Here is a 16554-nt window from a genome sequence, read left to right as displayed (position 1 = left end):
AAGTAAAGGAATGCTCGGCAGAAGCCGTTTCACGGAATCCCGTGTTAATAATTAGGCTTGCCTATCCAAAATTGACGGGCGCAATGCGGCATGGGTATCCGGCGGGAACTGGCATCGCCGAAACGCGAATTCTCGGAAGTGGACTCTATGAACACGGCGGTCGGTCAGGCTCAGAGTGCAACCGCGGGTGACGAACGCGGACCCGGCACGTCGCCCGCGCTGGCGGCGCTGCTCGCCGGAACGTTCGTCGGCACGGTCAGCAACAACATCGTCAACGTCCCGTTGAACGCGATCCTCACCGACTTCGACGCCGGTCTCGGCAGCGGCATCTTCGTCGTCGTCGGATTCCTCCTCACCTTCGCGGCGACGATGCCACTGGCCGGGTGGATCGGGGACAGGTTCGGGCGCAGGCGCGTGTACTGCGCGGCCCTGCTGGGAACCGCGGTCTGCTCACTCGGCGCGGCGCTCGCGCCGTCCCTGCCCGTGCTCGTGATGTGGCGGTCGCTCGGCGGCATCGCCGCGGCAGCGTTCGCGCCCGCGGTCATGGGCTTGATCGCGTGGCTGTTCGGGCCCGCACGGCGGGCGCGCGCCGTCGGCGCCTGGGCTGCGGTGAACGGGATCGGGCAGGCCGTCGGCCCGTCCATGGGCGGAATCGTCAGCGACTTGTGGGGCTGGCGGTGGGCGTTCGTGCCACTGGTGCCGGTTGCCCTGATCGGGTTCGCCGCAACCCTCCGCTACATCCCGTGCTACCCCGGCAAGAAGATGCGACTCGATGTGATCGGAGCGTCCACCGTCACGCTCGGCGCGGCCCTGCTGATCCTCGGCCTCACGACCGTCTCGATGGAGCAGGTGCCCGCCTGGGTCAGCATCGCGACCATCGGCGGCGGAGTCGTCGTCATGGCCGGGTTCGTGCTCCATTGCCGGCGGGCGGCGAACCCGTTCGTGCCCATCGACCTGGTGATCGAATCGCGGTTCCTGCGTAGTGCACTCGCTGCATTCACCCAGATGTTCGCGCTGGGGGCCCTGCTGCTCGCGCTTCCGCTCTACCTGACGGGTTCGGGCAGTTCAACCACACAGGCGGGGCTGATGCTCTTCGTGCTACCGGTCGTCATGACGTGCGTGGCGCCCGTCGTCGGGCGTCTCGTCGACAGGATCGGGGCCCGGGTGGTGATGCGAACCGGTCTGGCGGTCTTGATCAGTAGTCAAGTGGCACTGTCGATCACGTTGTCCGCCGACATCCGGAACCCGGTCGCCGTCGGCGCCGTGCTCGTCGTCGCCGGAGTGGGGATCGGCATGGTCCAGACGCCCGCCGCGGCCGGTTCGACCCGATCGCCCGCGGGGGCCGTCGGAACCGGTCTGGGACTGTTCAACCTCATCCGCTTCGGTGGCTCCGCCGTGGGTGCCGCCTGGGTGGGCGTGGCGGCGCACCTGGCGGCCGATCCGTACGGACTGCTGTTCGCCGTGGCGGCACTCGTCGTGCTCGCCGGATTGGCCGGGACGTTCGCAGGCGAGAACCCGGGGGGCCGTCTGAGGGCTAGCGGGTCACGATCTCGTGGTTGACGGTGTCCTGCACCTGGGAGAGCAGATCGAGACGGAGAGCCAGCCACAGCGTGAACTGGTTCTCGGGTTCCCGGATGTCCATGCCGATGAGCCGTGACGTGCGATCGAGCTTGGCGATCATCGTGTTCCGGTGGATCCGGAGGCGCCGCGCGGCCGCATTGATGTTGCCGCCCTCCTCGAGGTAGGCGAACAGCAACTCCTCGGTGTCGGCGTGTGAATTCGACGCCCGAAGGGGGCCGAGGACGTCACGGATGAGCCGTCGGCTCTCGTCGGTGTCGGTGGCGCGGGCGAGCACACTGAACCCGCGAAGGTCGTTGTAGGCCACCGAACCGGACAACCCGAGCCGCTGGGCGATGCCCAGGGTGATCCGGGCCTCACGGTAGCTTTCCCCGATATCGCGGGCGCCCGCCGCGGGACGTCCGTGGGCCACCGGAATCCGCTGACCCAAACGGGTTTCGAGATCGAGCGACATGGCGTGCGCGTACTCGCTGATCTCGGATTCGACACCGGGCGCGTCGACGGAACTCAGCGATCGAATCACCACGAGCACGTCGCCGATGACGGTGACGTGCGAACGTACGCCCGGACGCGGCAGGACGCCGGCGGCGTACCGTGCCAGCCGGACCATGCTCGCGCCGGGCCGTCCCGAGGCGCGGTCGACGAGACCGGGAGCGACGAACACGATGTAGTGCAGGTCCAGATCGATCTCGTGCAGCGCGGCCCGGGTGCGCAGGTCGTGGTCGTTGGCGAAGTTGCCGTGCACAAGGGCCTGGACGAAGTCGCCGCGCGCCCGCTCCTCGGCCTCGTCCACGCTCCGCTGCCGGAGCATCTCGGTGCCGATGATCGTCCCGGCCTGTTCGACGACCACCCGGTGCTGCGCGATGTCGTGTCTGCGGGGGTTCGCCCCGGGGACGACGACCACGATCCAGCCCTCGTAGCGGCCGGCGAGTTGCATGGCCCCGGCGACTGCCGTCGTGGGCGCGAACAGTCCCTCCGGATGCTCCAGGCGGAACACGTGCACGTTGTGCATCCGTGCCGGTGGCGATTCCTCGAGGCGCGGCAGGGCGCCCGCGAGAGCCTCCAGCAGGGCGACGGTGCCCGCGTCCTCGACGTCCGGAAGTCCCGCGTGCGCGAGGAGGCGTCCCCGGACGTCCAGGGCGACGGCGACGTCCGAGGTCAGCGTCGCGACCTCGCGGATCAGCATCGGCAGACCCGCTCCGCGGTGCAGCAACCCCGCGAGCGACTGGTGCACGGTGAGGGCATAGCGCATCACGTGCGCTTCCTGGGTGAGAGCGCGCTCGGCGAGGAGCCGGTTGAGCGCGGTGAACCCGACGGGAAAACCCAGCTCCACGACCGTGAGTCCGGTCGGCCAGACCGTGCCCGCGGGCGCCGACCCGTCGACGAGAAGGACCCCGGCTCCCCGCGCCACCAGCGACTCGAGTTCACGTCCGTGCGCGGAGAGGGTTTCGGGCCGGGTGTACACAGCGACCTCGGCGAGCGAGTCGGGCCGGCTCATCACCTCACCCCACGGCAGGCACCACGTCACCGGGCCGCGCAGGGCGTCCGTGCCGGACAGCAGCCGGGCCGACGCGAGCAGGGGTTCTTCCAGCAGGCCGCGTAACGACAGTCGCTCGTCCTCCGCGTTCGGTGTCGTGGTGTCGTCCACTACGGACCCTCCTCGGGTGGTCGAAAAGTGCAGTATGGCGGAGCGCGTGCCCGCACTTCCTATGCACTATGCCCTGATTTCGCCGAAAATGCCGGATAGTTTGACCATGGTTCCTCCGGCTGTGCCGGTGATAGAAATCGGTGCATCACTTCCTCCCGAATACGCAACGGAGAAGACAATGCATCAGGTTCACCGAATCACCCTCGACGACGCACTCCCACTGCTCGCCGCGGGACGCGCGAAGGCCGAGGAAATCGGCGTCAAGCAGACCCTGTGCGTCTGCGACGACGGCGGCAACGTGCTGGCCTTGCACCGGCTGCCCGGTGCGCGCCTGACCGGCGTCGACATCGCGATCGCCAAAGCGTTCACCGCCGCCGGTCACGAGCGGGCCACGCACCTCTTCAACGAGGCCCCCGACGGTCCCGCGTTGCCCGGAAACGAGGCATTCGGCATCAGCCAGATGCTGCCGGGCAAGTTCGCGGTGTTCGTCGGCGGATTTCCCCTCGTCTTCGACGGCCAGATCGTCGGCGGCGTCGGTATCAGCGGCGGAAACGGCAAGCAGGACAAGGAGGTCGGAGCAGCGATGCTGGCCGAGTTCGAAGCCCTCGCCGCAGTAACCAGCTGACGGTCACGACGTGCCGACAACGTGCACATCGAAACCGCTCCAACGCAGTCACTTCGACCGTGGTCGGGCAGACCGCGAGTCGATAACGTCGAATTCACTCCAGTCGGAGCATCCCCAACCAATCTCATACTCGAGGAAGACGAGGCACATCATGACCGAACTTCTAGGCAGGGACGATTTCCGCGCAGCTCTGGAGAACGCGATCAAGGGCCGCGAGGCGAAGAACGCGTCGTTCAGCAAGGCGTGGGCCGAGGGCAAGCTCGAGAAGCACCATTTCGCGCGGTGGGCGGAGAACCACTACCACTACGTCGGACCCTTCGCCGACTACCTCGCGAACATCTACTCGAACACCCCCGACACCTTCACCAATGCAAAGGATTTCACCCTCCAGAACATGTACGAGGAGGAACTGGCCGACATTCGGCACACCGACCTCCTCATCAAGTTCGCCGAGGCGTGCGGCACCACGAAGGAACGCGTCGAGGATCCGTCGAACATGAACGCGATCACCCGCGGTCTGCAGTCCTGGTGCTACGCGGTGTCGCAGCGTGAGCACTTCGTCGTGGCCACCGCCGCACTCGTCGTCGGACTCGAGTCGCAGGTGCCGAGCATCTACAAGAAGCAGATCGTTCCTCTGCGTGAGGTGTACGGGTTCACCGAGGACGAGATCGAATTCTTCGACCTGCACATCACGTCGGACGTCGTGCACGGTGAGCGTGGATACCAGATCGTGCTCGACCACGCGGATACCCCGCAGTTGCAACAGCGATGCCTGCAACTTGTGCAGTGGGGCGCCGAGATGCGCTTCTCGTACACGAAGGGGCTCTACGACACGTACGTGGCAACCGACCTCGAGCTCGCGACCGCCTGACCGTGCGAAGGGAGGGGTCCGCGCATCGGACCCCTCCCGACGCAGGCATCTCGCCCGACAGGAGAGAACGATGGAGACGAACTGGACCCGGCTGGTCACCGTGCGTGAGCTCGGCCGCCGCCGGAAGCTTCGCGTCGAGGTCGGGGACACCGCGGTCGCCCTGTTCCAGGCCGACGACCGGATCTACGCCTTTCGTGATCTGTGCATCCATCAGGATCGGTCACTGGCGAAAGGCACCCTGCTGCACGGGCGGGTCATCTGCCCAGGTCACCAATGGGCGTTCGACCTCGACACCGGCTACGAGGAAGACCAGGACCTGTGCCAGCCGACCTACGCGGTGAAGGTCGAGGACGACGTCGTCTACGTGGATCTCACCCGCAGCCCCGATTACGCCGAGACCGCGACTTCGCCGGCCGAAGTCGACTGAGAGAGCGAGCGACCCCATGACGTTGAACACCATCGTCACCATCGGCGCCGGACAGACCGCCGCCGTCGCGGCGCGCACCCTGCGACGCCGAGGATTCGACGGCAGGATCCTCCTCGTCGGCGACGAGCCGCACGCGCCGTATCAGCGGCCACCGCTGTCCAAGGAATTCCTTGCCGGGCAGGAGGATCGCGAGTCGTTGATGCTGCTTCCCGACGCGTGGCGCGACAAGCAGAACGTCGAACTCCTCACCGGCACGACGGTTACCCGGATCGACGCGAGCGGCGGATCGGTCGAATTGTCCGACGGGCGAAACATCGCGGCCGACGCGGTACTGATCGCGACCGGCGGCAGACCGCGCACGATGCCGGTGAACGGGCCTGCGCCCGAACGAGTGCACTACCTGCGGACGATCGACGACGCCGAACGGCTCGCCGCCGACCTTCGTCCCGGCGTCGGTCTGGTGCTGATCGGTGGAGGCTTCGTCGGGCTCGAAATTGCCGCCACTGCAACAGCCCTGGGCGCCGAGGTGACCGTTCTCGAAGCGGACCCGGTGCCCCTCGCCCGAATCCTCGGAACCGAGATGGGCGACGTCTGCACTCGATTGCAGCGGGAGAACGGAGTCACCGTCCGCGGCGGCGTCCGGGTCGACACCGTGACGACCAGGCCGGACGGCGTGCTCATCGCCCTCGAGGGCGGCGAGGTGATTTCGGCCGACGTCGTGGTGGTGGGCATCGGGATCGTCCCCAACGTCGAGGTCGCGCAGGCCTCCGGTCTGGCCGTCGACGGCGGAATCCTCGTGGACGCGCAGGGGCGGACGTCGATTCCACACGTCTACGCCGCCGGCGATGTGGCAGCGCGATTCTCCGACGCGGCAGGCAGGCACGTTCGCGTCGAACACTTCGACAACGCGAGCAAGCAGGGGGCGGCGACCGCGAACCTCATGCTCGGACGTGTCGGGGTGGTGGACCCCGCGCACTGGTTCTGGTCCGATCAGTTCGGCAAGAACATCCAGTTCACCGGCGCGGCCCGCTACACCGACCTGGTGTTTCGCGGCAGCGCCGACGACGGCGAGTTCACCGCCTTCTATCTGGACAGCGGTGTCGTGCGCGGCGCCTTCACGCTCGACCGCGGCGACGAGATCAGCGCGGCCAGAGAACTGATCGGCCGGTCGATCGCGCCTGCCCGGCTGGCGGACGAGGACGTCGATCTGTTCGACCTGATGGACGAGGACGACGAGGAATTGGTGACGGTGTCATGATCGAGGGACTCAATTTCATTGACGGGCAGTGGGTCCCGTCATCTTCCGGAGTGACGTTCGAGCGGCGCAACCCCGCCGACCACGACGACGTGATCGGCGTGTTCCCGGATTCGACCGCGGCCGACGTGGATGCCGCCGTCAGCGCGCTGGCCAAGGTGGCGCCGCAGTGGGCCACGACGCCCCCGGAACGCCGCGCGGCGATCCTGGAGGCCGCGGCCGCGCACCTGGAGGCGCGCACAAGTGAACTCGTCGACGAACTCGTCCGAGAGGAGGGCAAGACCCGCGCGGAGGCGACCATGGAAGTCGGTCGCACGCCGATGAACCTGCGCTTCTACGCGGGTGAGGCGCTACGCACCACCGGCAGCACGTACCCCACCCCGGGGGAGGGACTCGTCATCACCCTGCGCGAACCCGTCGGAATTGTCGGGGCCATCACCCCCTGGAACTTCCCACTCAACATTCCGTCGCGCAAACTCGGACCGGCGCTGGCCGCCGGAAATGTCGTGGTGTTCAAACCCTCCGAGCTCACGCCGTTAATGGGACAGCGGCTGGTCGAGGCACTCCTCGCCGGGGGACTTCCGGCCGGGGCCCTCGCCCTGGTCCAGGGTTCCGGTCGTGCCGGTGCCGCGGTCGCGGCGGACGAGCGTGTAGATGCGGTGACGTTCACGGGCTCCACCCAGGTGGGCCGCGCGATCCACGCGGCAGTGGGTCCGTCCCGCCGCAGCCAACTCGAGATGGGCGGCAAGAACCCCGTCGTGGTCCTGGGCGACGCCGACGTGGACAAGGCGGCCGCACTGATCGTCAAGGGCGCCTTCGGTTTGTCCGGGCAGGCGTGCACCGGCACCAGCCGGGTGATCGCGGTGGACGCGATCCACGACCGGTTGCTGGACCGCGTAGTGGAGCTTGCGAAAGGGATCACCGTCGGTCCGGGTTCCGACCCGGGTGTGGGGATGGGGGCTCTCGCGAGCGCGGGGCAGCTCGCCAAGTTCCTCGAGTACGTGCAGATCGGCCGCGATGAAGGAGCCGAACTGGTCTGCGGCGGAGCAAGTCTCGACAGGGGGAACGGCTATTTCGCCGTCCCGACCGTGTTCGCCGGTGGCAGCCCTGACATGCGGGTGGTCACGGAAGAAGTGTTCGGACCACTGCTGGTCTTCCTGCGGGCGTCCGGCTTCGACGAGGCAGTCGCGCTCGCGAACGACACCGAATTCGGGCTCAGCGCGGGAATCGTCACCAACGACGTGACCAAGGCACTCGCGTTCGCGGGCCGTTCCGAATCGGGCCTGGTGAAGATCAACCAGCCCACCACCGGCATGAGCATGAACGCCCCGTTCGGCGGATTCAAGGCCTCGAGCACGCAGACCCACAAGGAACAGGCGGGTGACTCGATGATGCAGTTCTACCAAGCCGAAAAGACCGTCTACCTCAGCCCTTCGGCCTGAGACCTACCTGTCGACAGAGGGAGAAGACCATGGAATTCACTCGCGTTGCGCGCTCCGGACAGGTTTCCGAAGGCATCGTGCGCCGCTTCTTCGCCGGTGAACACGAATTCGCGGTGGCCCGCCTGAACGGGAAGGCCTACGCCACGTCCAACTACTGCACACACCTGGACTGCCTGCTCTCGTCCGGGAAACTCGTCGACGACGGCATCGGATGCTCCTGCCACGGAAGTGTATTCGATCTCGAGACCGGGGAACCGGTGTGCCCGCCTGCGACGGTGGCCATCAAGACCTACCCGGTCGAAGAACGTGACGGCGAAATCTTCGTCGGCATCGACCCCGACGACACCAGCTCCATCCCGCGCCGGCGGGCCGCACGGGGGTGCATGAAGTGAACCCCCGACCGTCCACTCTCTCCGCCGACGGCATGGTCTCGTCCAGTCATCCCGCGGCGAGCACGGTAGGTGCACGCGTTCTGGCCGACGGCGGCAACGCCATCGACGCGACGCTGGCCATGGCCGCGGTGACCTGGCTGACGTTGCCGGGACAGTGCGGGATCGGCGGTGACGCGTTCGCCGTCGTCCGCGAACCGGACGGATCGGTGTGGACGGTCGGGGGCAGCGGTTTCGGGCCCGACGGCGGTGACGTGGACTTCTACACCGAACGTGGTCTGCGGTCAATTCCCCTTGACGGGGCGCTGGCGGTGGCGGTTCCCGGAGCGCCGGCGGCCCTCGGCGCGTTGCACGCGGGTGGTGCCACCCGCTCGCTGACGGACCTCTGGGCACCGGCGGTGTGCGCGGCGGAGAAGGGGCTTCCCTGCTCGGCCAAGACGCGTGACGACGTGAGAGAAGCGCAGACCGCGATCGCCGCCGACCCCGGACTGCGTGCGGTGTACCTCCCGGACGGCCGGTTGCCGCAGGTAGGGGAGCGGCTGCCGCAGCGCGACCTGGCCCGGACCATCGAGGCACTGGCGCGCGACGTGCACAGTTTCTACACCGGCCCGTTCGCTCAGCAGGCGGTCGACGCGCTCCGCGCCGGTGGGGCGCCGTTCGGCGGTGACGAGTGGTCGGCAGGCGCCGACGTGCGACGGGAGTCCGCGATCAGCGGGCACTACGCCGGCGCGGTCGTTCACCAGACGCCCCTGCCCACCCCCGGATGGATGGTGCTGCAGCAGGCGGCGCTGAACGACGGCGTCGTCGGCTTCTCCCCGTGGCTCACCGCTCCGGCCGTCGATCGCATGGCGCGAGCGGCCCGTATGTCCTTCGAGGATCGGTTCGCGACCTGCGGCGCCGGCAACGACGGGTGGAAGGCCGTGCTCGAGCCGGTCGCGATCGGGGCGGCGAGAGACCGGCTGGACGGCCGCCGGGCGTCGTCGGGCGCCTTCAGCGTGGGCGCCGGTGACACCACCTCGACCGTCGCGGTGGACTCCGACGGCCGCGCGGTCAGTTTCATCCACTCGCTCGCCTTCACGTTCGGCGCCAAGATGACCGTCCCCGGCAGCGGAGTGGTGCTGAACAACCGATTCGGCCGCGGGGCCTATCTGATCCCGGGGCATCCCAATGCCGCGGCGCCGCGGCGTAAACCGCTGCACACCCTCAACGCGTGGGTGATCACCGATACGTCCGGGAATCTCCTGCACGTCGGAAACACCCCGGGCGGGGACGGGCAGGTGCAATGGAACATGCAACTGATCTCACACCTGCTCGATCACGGACTCGACCCGGCGGAGGCCGTCGCGGCACCTCGCTTCACGGTCTTCCCCGGCAGCGACGCCGATGTGGTCGGTCGCCCCGCGGAACTGCGGTGCGAATCCCGCATTCCGGAGGAGGTGCGCACGGAGTTGGAGCACCTGGGTCACGGCGTCGCACTGCAGGGTCCGTGGGCCGCCGGTGGGAGCGCGCAGATCATCTCCCTCGACGCGGCGCGCGGCCTGCTGTCCGGCGCCGCCGATCCCCGCCAGGAAGGAATCGCACTCGGTGTCTGAGCTGGAATCCGTCCCCACAGCCCCACGACCCCAGGGCCGCTATATTTCCGCCGTCGTGCACGACGGGATCGCGTACAGCGCCGGGATGACACCACGCCGCGACGGTGTGCTCACGGTTACCGGTGTCGTCGGACGAGACCTGGACATCCCGCTGGCCCGGGAGGCGGCCGGGTTGGCGGCGAGAAACGCGATCGACGCCGTCGCCGCGGCGGTGGGCGGCACGGCGGCGATCTCGCGATGCCTGCGCATGAGCGTCTTCGTCGCGTGTGCCCCGGACTTCCGCGAGTTGTCCGCGGTGGCCGACGGTGCTTCCGACGTGCTGGTCGAATACCTGGAACTCGACGCGCTGCCGGTTCGCAGTGCGATCGGTGTGTACGCTCTGCCGTCCGGAGCGCCCGTCGAGATTGAGCTCACAGTCGCCGTTGCTTCTCCTGCTGACTCATGCGAAGACCCCCGCGAAGTCTGATTCATTGACCATGCGTAGATGCCGGTGCGGATCACCAACATCGGCTGTCTGTCTGTCAGCCCACGCCCTGGGAGCACCATGTATGCGACCACGAAACACGTAATTCTCGGGTGGCCGAATCGATCTCGTTCGATGGGCTGAGAGCAAACCATCTGGCTCCACATAAGTTGGAACGGCCCCAGTCGCCCGAAAGGGCTGACCGGGGCCGAGATTCGCGCAGCTAGGCAAATCCTTCGTTTCCTAGGTTGAGATCGCGCCAACTCCGCGACGGGATCGCCGCAACCAACAGGTAGCACGATGTTGACCATTTCCGGTTCGGCCGCCGTGGTGACCGCAACGCTGCCCGATGGGATCGAGCCACTAATCGTCAGCCTGGGCCCTGTCCCCGAGTGCGAGTGCGGAGCTTCCCTAACGACTGACCTCGACGATCGACGGTCACGAGGTTGTGGTCGATCCGTTTCGACGCCTCGGCACCGGACCCCCTGACCCGCTTCAATTCCGAGCCTGTCGAGTGATGGGGCTGCGTGAGAGGTTCGAGAGTCGGGGCAGCCGTCGCTGCGGGTGTCGTGCCGGCCGACATCGCGGGTCGCCGCCGGAGCACTTCACGATCCTGGTAGTGCGGTCCAGAACGACTCGAGCTTCTCGGCGGTGATCACGGTGCCGAAGTTCTGTGCGACGACGGACACCGAAGCGTCGTGGGCTGTTCGGCTGTAGGTGGCAGCGCAGTCTTCGACGAGCGAGACCCAGTATTCGTGAAACAACGCGCTACGCAGACTCGACTCGACACACACCTCGGTGGCGACGCCGGTGAAAAGCAGGGAATCGATGCCGAGGGAACGCAGGGTGAGGTCGAGGTTGGTGCCGACGAATGCGCTGAACCGATTCTTCGTGATCACCACGTCGTCTTCCCGCGGAGCAGCGGCGTAGTAATCCGCCCCAGGCGTTCCTGTGCGGCAGGTGATTCCGGTGCGTGACGCGTCCGGTCCCTCACCCACGCGGCCGAGCCACTGGGGTGTATCGGTGGTTTCGTCGTGCAGGGTACGCACGAAGATCACCTGGACCCCGGCCGTGCGCGCGGACGCGACGAGGTGGTCCAGTCGCGGAGCCATCGCCACCGGGGCGGCCACGTCGAAGCCCTTCTGTGCCAGCGATCCGTCGGGAGAGCAGAAATCGTTCTGCATGTCGATGACGACCAGTGCGCACCGGGCGGGGTCGTAGCGGAACGGGACCGAGCTCATTCGTAGTGTCCTTCCATGTCAGGGATTGTGTACGGAAACCTTGTTCGGCGAGCCGCTACCAGATGACGACGGCGGCTCCGGTAGCCAACAGCAGTCCGGCCATCACCGGGACGACGAGGTGGCGGACCAGTTCGGCAACCGGTATCCGGCAGAATCCGGCGACCACCACCAGCGATGACCAGATCACGAGGGTTCCCCCACCCGTCCACGTGGCGCCGTTCTGGGCGATGGCCGCCAATGTAGCGGTGTCCATCCCGGACTGCGGGGCCAGTGCGGCAGCCAGTCCACCGGTGAGGGGTAAGCCGGCCCACCCCGAACCGTCGAGACCGACCGCCATACCGATGAAGAGCATGCTGAGCGCGACGAATACGCCGTTGTCGGGGATGTATGGCTGCACCCGTTCTACGGTGTCGAAAAGGAAGGCTGGACCGGCGGTGTCGTCGGCGAGTCCGAGAATGGCGCCCGAATAGTCGGGAATGCCGATGTACACGAAACCCGCCACGGGAAGGATGATTCCCATTGCCTTGAATGCGTACGACAGACCATCGATGAAGTGGGTGGCGCAGAATTCGAGAGCCTCGGAGCGTCGTGAGGTGACGGTCACGAGCGCCATCAGGATGATTGCCATGCCTCCTACCAGGGACGCGCCCGCGCCGTCCTCCCAGGGGACGAGGTCGGTGAAACGACCGATCAACATGTACGCCAGGACGGCGATGAACGCGGCGGGCACGCCGATCGCCCACACACGGGTCAGTGTCGGACGATCGGTGATTCTCGTTCCGTCGTCCTCGAAGCCGGGCAGTTCCTCATCGAGCACGTCCGTGGCCGTGGGCGAAACCGCGACGTGCGGGCCCGGCGTGAAACCGGTAGGCGTGCCACCGACACCACCTGAGGGACGCACAGTTCCACCGATGGGGTCGGTGCCCGGCACTGCCTCCGTACGCATCCTGCGGCGGACGGTCAGGAAGTAGGCGAGCACTGCCGCGGTGATACCGACGATCAATGAGATCACCAGGGCACGGTCGGCGATGTCGTCGGCGGGAACGCCCGCGCCGCTCGCGGAAATCGACGGCGCGAGACCAATCACGTAATCGGAGGCGATCGACATCCCCTGGCCGGAGATAGCGAGAACCACCGCAGCTCCGAGCGGTGGCAGACCCACCTTGATCGCGGCAGGAAGTAGGACCGCACCGATCAGGGCCAAAGCCGGGGTCGGCCAGAAGAACAGCGACAAAAAATAGGTGAAGACGAACAGCACGATGTACGCGACGCGACCATTGACCATCCACCGGCTGACCGGGCGCACCATCACCTCATCGGAACCGATCGCCCGCATCGCTGCGAGCATCGAGGTCACCGAGGCGATGACGATGAAGATCTCGAACAGTGCGGTGCCGGAAGTGATGGTGGCCCGGAACACCGACATGACGGCATTCGGGACGCTGCCGCTGTACGCCAGTGCAGTCGCAAATGTCGCCAGTACCGCGGGGATCATGACGTTCTTGCGGAGCGCCATGGCCACGATCAGAGAGGCAAGGCCGATTAAGAACACGATCTGTGCAGCGCCCACGTGCGACTCCTTGTATCGAAACTACTTGCGGCGAGTACCTCGGAAATGTGCGGGTAAGGACGGCCGAGTAGCGACCTTGGTCGGGTCGCGCCGCGGGGCGCCGCAGCCCGGTTGTCGCATGATCCTGGTCTGCCTTCGGTGTGTCGTCAACGTCAAAGTGACTATGCCAGAGCCCGTTCGATGTGCAAGGTGTGCAGAAAATGACAGCTGCGTTTCGGCTTCGGTCGGTCGTGTGAACAACTACAATTCTCTGCGGTCTCGTGGTCCGATAACGGCGTCGGCTACCCGGATGGGGGTCATCCCGGGATCGTCGACGCGACTATCCGGTCCGACCCGGCTTCGGCGGCACGACTGAGACGCGGCGACCGTCCGCTCTACCGTGGCGATACTGACCACCCTGAACACGGAGATCAAGGCGCTGCAGGGTCAGGTCGATCCGCATTTTGGCCGACACCGAAGACGCTGAGATCATCCTGTCCCAACCCGGGATGGGACCGTCGCTCGGCCCCCGGGTCCTCGGCGAGTTCGGCGACGACCCCAAACGGTATGCCACCGCGAAGGCCCGCAAGAACTATGCCGCCACAGTCCTGTCACCCGCGCCTCCGGCAAGAAGAAGGTGGTCGCAGCTCGGTTCGTGCACAACGACCGGCTCGTCGATGCGCTGAACTCTCAGGCGTTCTCGGCCCTGCAAGCGTCACCTGGTGCCCGCGCCTACTACGACAAACAACGAGACCGCGGTCTCGATCACGGTTCCGCCCTGCGGCAGCTGGCGAACCGGCTCGTCGGCATCCTGCACGGGTGCCTCGAGACCCGCACCCACTACGACGAAACCACCGCGTGGTCGCATCACGTCGCGAAGGCCGCCGCTTGACACCCAAGCTCCTGGGATGTCTTTTTTGCCCGGACGCTCACCGCGTCCAGGATGGCTGCCGTCCAGTCGAGTTCGCTCGCACTACCGAGTTGGTCGAGCACCTCACAATGCAGTTTCTCGAACACCCCGGCTGCCACCCACCCGGTGAATCGCCGGTGCGCGGTAGGAACCGTGACCCCGAACGAGGGCGGCAGGTGCCGCCACGCACATCCGCTGGTGAGCACGTACACGATCGCGGTGAACACCGCCCGGTCATCGGCCGGCGCACTGAGCGTGTCGAAGCGGTTAGCGTGCAGAGCGGTTGCGGGCCTATGCGGCAGTCCAGTCGGTCGAGAAGCTCCGCGAGGAATACGATCTCGAGCGAACTGCGGAACTGTAGGCTTGACCGGTGATGTTTCGGCACCGGGCCCACTCCCGCGCCGGCACCGGTTACGGCGCATCCTTATTGTCGCGGTAGATAACGGACAAAACGGACACACTTGCGGCCGGGACGACCCATCCAGTAACCCACACACACCTGCCTCTGGCCACGGAGACGCTGCTGCGCACCGGTCAAGCAGACGCCGGGGATACCGCACCGACCCAGCGGCCGGGCGATTTCTTGGCCCTGGTCGTCGATGGATTCAACCAGCTGCACGCCAGCACGGAACATCTCGTGGCTGCGTGGCCAGGAAATACCGGCGCACCCGTGATCTGATCTGGGCAACCCGTTCCGGGCCAATTTGCGTTTCGGGTTCGCGCGGTTGCTACCGAATTTCGACGGACCGCTGCCCGCTCTAGGCGCAGGGGAAGAGTGCGGCGGCGGTGGCGGCGACCGCCCATTGCCGGGTGAACCGTTGGTAGATCTCGTCGAGGGCGGGGCGGAGCGGCTCGATCTGGCGGGTGACGAGTGCGTGGTCGTCGGTCGCGGCGACGGGGTGCCAGTAGATGCCGTCGGCGGTGACGGTGACCTCGGGGACGAGCGATTCTGTGGTCATGACAAGTCCTTTGACCGCGGCACCTTGGCGGGCGATCGGCCTGATCAGCTGGTCGTGGCGTTCGATGCCGAGTTGATCGCAGAAGTCGTGTAGCTCGGTGATCGTTCCCGGACCGGGGGAGGCGATGGTGGCCGCGATACGTACCCGGAAACCCAGGCTCCGGGCCAGCCGGATGCCGGCGACCGCTTTGGCCCAGCTTCCGGTTCCGCGGTGCGAGTCGTGCAGGTCGGGTGTGGCGGAGTCGAGGCTGATCTGCAGGGCCAAACCCTCGCGGGGTAGCGATTCGAGTGCTCGCAGCCCGCGTCCCTTGAATACCATCGCGTTGGTCAGCACCGTCGTCGGTAACACGTCCATGCAGGTTCGCACGATCTTGTCGATGTCGGGGAGCAGAAACGGTTCACCCCCGGTCAGGTAGATCTCGCCGACACCCCACTCGGCTGCTTCGGCGACCAGCCGGGCGATCCGCTCCACACCGAGTTCACGGCGGGGCGCGTGCGGGGACGAGGAGACGCAGCAGTAGTCGCAGGCGAGGTTGCAGTGAAAGTTGGTGTACAGCCACAGCCGTGCGCCCGGCATCCGGTCGGAACCGAGCGCCTCGCGCGGGTCGGGGGCGTGCCCGCGCCGCACGAGCAGCGTCCCGGTGTCGGCGGCGTCGACGTCCTCCCGGACGATGGTGTTGCCACTGTGGGCGCACCATCGCCTGGCGAGGACGAGATCCTCAGCGCACCCGATCGCGACCTCACCGGTGCCCCCGTCGGGGAGCCCGGTCATCAGTCGCATCAGGTCCAGGATCACCATCGTGGATCGACGCCTTGTTCCTCCACTGCCGCGAACAGGGTCTCGTATCCGTCCAGGTGTGGCCGCACCCAGTGGTGTAGTCCCTCGAGTTCGAGGATCTTGCGGTGTTCGGGGATGTCCCAATCCATGTCGAGGAGTGTCTCGACCCACGGTGTGTAGCGGTCGGCGGGCAGGGTGTCCATGGCGGTGAACATGCAGTGGCAGTACTCGGGTGTCTGCCAGACCGCCTCGAGGGCGCCGGGCATCAGATCGCCGGTGCCCATCGCGTTCCAGGTGCCGATTCCGATCGCGGCGACGTCTGCTTCGCCGGCCAGTACCGCAGCGACCGCGTCGAGTTCGCTGCGGCCGGTATCGCCGTGTTTGCCGATGTCGCTGTCGAATCGGGTGATCGACAGCTCGGTGGGTGGGACCCCCGCCTGGGCGAGGTAGTGCAGCGGCAGGATCGCCGCGTGTGCGGAGTCGGCCGACCCCAAGGCCAGGCGTGTCCCGGCGAACTCGCCGGGTCCGGTGATGGAACTGCCGGGTGGGGCCACGAACACGGTGCTGAAGGTGGTGTCGGTGTCGCGTTGCGCCAGCGGTGTGGCGTGGCCGTCGGTCTGCATGATGGTGCGCACGTAGGCGAGGTTGGTGTTCCAGGCGATGTCGACGTGGCCGGCGATCAGTGCTTCGACTTGGCGGCCGTAGTTGGAGTAGAGCACGAAATCCGTTTCGGCGTCGGTGTCGCGGAAGTAGTCGCGGATTCCCTCCCAGATGGGAACCACGTTGGGGGTGTAGGCGACGGCACCGACGATCAGTGGTCTGGTCATT

At 66.8% G+C, this 16554-nt stretch carries 16 protein-coding genes and 1 pseudogene; 11 read left to right on the top strand and 6 right to left on the bottom strand.

Going from position 1 to position 16554, the window contains the following annotated elements; genetic code table 11:
• Positions 1–147: 147 nt before the first annotated feature.
• Positions 148–1560, top strand: a complete 1413-nt coding sequence (locus tag JQT59_RS23315; RefSeq protein WP_213572173.1) for an MFS transporter — start codon at positions 148–150, stop codon at positions 1558–1560.
• On the opposite strand, the gene JQT59_RS23310 is transcribed toward JQT59_RS23315, so the two are convergent.
• Positions 1535–3226, bottom strand: a complete 1692-nt coding sequence (locus JQT59_RS23310; protein WP_213572172.1) for a PucR family transcriptional regulator — start codon at positions 3224–3226, stop codon at positions 1535–1537. The genes JQT59_RS23315 and JQT59_RS23310 overlap by 26 nt on opposite strands.
• 178 nt (positions 3227–3404) lie before the next feature.
• On the opposite strand from JQT59_RS23310, the gene JQT59_RS23305 reads away from it, so the two are divergent.
• The 8 genes from JQT59_RS23305 to JQT59_RS23270 all read left to right on the top strand — a co-directional run bounded on the left by JQT59_RS23305 (position 3405) and on the right by JQT59_RS23270 (position 10293).
• On the top strand, positions 3405–3851 hold the full coding sequence (locus JQT59_RS23305; RefSeq protein ID WP_213572171.1) for a GlcG/HbpS family heme-binding protein: 447 nt from the start codon (positions 3405–3407) through the stop codon (positions 3849–3851).
• A gap of 151 nt (positions 3852–4002) precedes the next feature.
• Entirely contained in the window at positions 4003–4722 is a 720-nt protein-coding gene (locus tag JQT59_RS23300) for an iron-containing redox enzyme family protein (protein ID WP_009477440.1), read from the top strand.
• Positions 4723–4792: 70 nt separating this feature from the next.
• On the top strand, positions 4793–5149 hold the full coding sequence (locus tag JQT59_RS23295) for a Rieske (2Fe-2S) protein (protein WP_005245022.1): 357 nt from the start codon (positions 4793–4795) through the stop codon (positions 5147–5149).
• Between the two features lie 16 nt (positions 5150–5165).
• Positions 5166–6407: an NAD(P)/FAD-dependent oxidoreductase gene (locus JQT59_RS23290; RefSeq protein WP_213572170.1), complete on the top strand. Its 1242-nt coding sequence runs from the start codon at positions 5166–5168 to the stop codon at positions 6405–6407.
• Complete coding sequence (locus tag JQT59_RS23285; protein WP_213572169.1) at positions 6404–7846, top strand: aldehyde dehydrogenase family protein; 1443 nt, start codon at positions 6404–6406, stop codon at positions 7844–7846. Before JQT59_RS23290 ends, JQT59_RS23285 begins: the two co-directional genes overlap by 4 nt.
• 29 nt (positions 7847–7875) lie before the next feature.
• Positions 7876–8238 (top strand): Rieske (2Fe-2S) protein, encoded by a 363-nt coding sequence (locus JQT59_RS23280; RefSeq protein ID WP_005245019.1) that lies wholly within the window; start codon positions 7876–7878, stop codon positions 8236–8238.
• Positions 8235–9827, top strand: coding sequence for a gamma-glutamyltransferase family protein (locus tag JQT59_RS23275; RefSeq protein ID WP_213572168.1), 1593 nt, complete (start codon positions 8235–8237; stop codon positions 9825–9827). Before JQT59_RS23280 ends, JQT59_RS23275 begins: the two co-directional genes overlap by 4 nt.
• Positions 9820–10293, top strand: coding sequence for a RidA family protein (locus JQT59_RS23270; protein ID WP_213572167.1), 474 nt, complete (start codon positions 9820–9822; stop codon positions 10291–10293). Before JQT59_RS23275 ends, JQT59_RS23270 begins: the two co-directional genes overlap by 8 nt.
• Before the next feature lie 602 nt (positions 10294–10895).
• On the opposite strand, the gene JQT59_RS23265 is transcribed toward JQT59_RS23270, so the two are convergent.
• Both JQT59_RS23265 and JQT59_RS23260 read right to left on the bottom strand, forming a co-directional pair.
• Complete coding sequence (locus JQT59_RS23265; RefSeq protein ID WP_213572166.1) at positions 10896–11531, bottom strand: cysteine hydrolase family protein; 636 nt, start codon at positions 11529–11531, stop codon at positions 10896–10898.
• A 55-nt stretch (positions 11532–11586) separates the two neighbouring features.
• Positions 11587–13101 carry a permease gene (locus JQT59_RS23260; protein ID WP_213572165.1) on the bottom strand — a complete coding sequence of 505 codons (1515 nt, stop codon included), beginning with the start codon at positions 13099–13101 and terminating at the stop codon, positions 11587–11589.
• A 443-nt stretch (positions 13102–13544) separates the two neighbouring features.
• Here JQT59_RS23260 and JQT59_RS23255 point away from each other — a divergent pair, with 443 nt between their 5' ends.
• On the top strand, positions 13545–13766 hold the full coding sequence (locus JQT59_RS23255) for a hypothetical protein (RefSeq protein WP_213572164.1): 222 nt from the start codon (positions 13545–13547) through the stop codon (positions 13764–13766).
• Complete coding sequence (locus tag JQT59_RS23250; protein WP_213572163.1) at positions 13718–13972, top strand: hypothetical protein; 255 nt, start codon at positions 13718–13720, stop codon at positions 13970–13972. The genes JQT59_RS23255 and JQT59_RS23250 overlap by 49 nt, the downstream gene beginning before the upstream one ends.
• 20 nt (positions 13973–13992) lie before the next feature.
• Here the strand turns inward: JQT59_RS23250 and JQT59_RS23245 are convergent.
• From JQT59_RS23245 to JQT59_RS23235, 3 genes and pseudogenes are all read right to left on the bottom strand, one after another.
• Positions 13993–14322, bottom strand: a pseudogene (locus JQT59_RS23245) (transposase); the annotation flags it as partial.
• 426 nt (positions 14323–14748) lie between these two features.
• Entirely contained in the window at positions 14749–15747 is a 999-nt protein-coding gene (locus tag JQT59_RS23240; RefSeq protein ID WP_213572162.1) for an Rv1681 family radical SAM protein, read from the bottom strand.
• Entirely contained in the window at positions 15741–16553 is an 813-nt protein-coding gene (locus JQT59_RS23235; protein ID WP_213572161.1) for an Rv1680 family SBP-like protein, read from the bottom strand. The genes JQT59_RS23240 and JQT59_RS23235 overlap by 7 nt, the downstream gene beginning before the upstream one ends.
• Position 16554 lies beyond the last annotated feature (1 nt).

This window comes from Rhodococcus sp. USK13, assembly GCF_018343855.1.
In the GTDB taxonomy this organism is placed as follows: domain Bacteria; phylum Actinomycetota; class Actinomycetes; order Mycobacteriales; family Mycobacteriaceae; genus Rhodococcus_F; species Rhodococcus_F oxybenzonivorans.
This window is presented reverse-complemented; position numbering and strand designations above follow the sequence as displayed.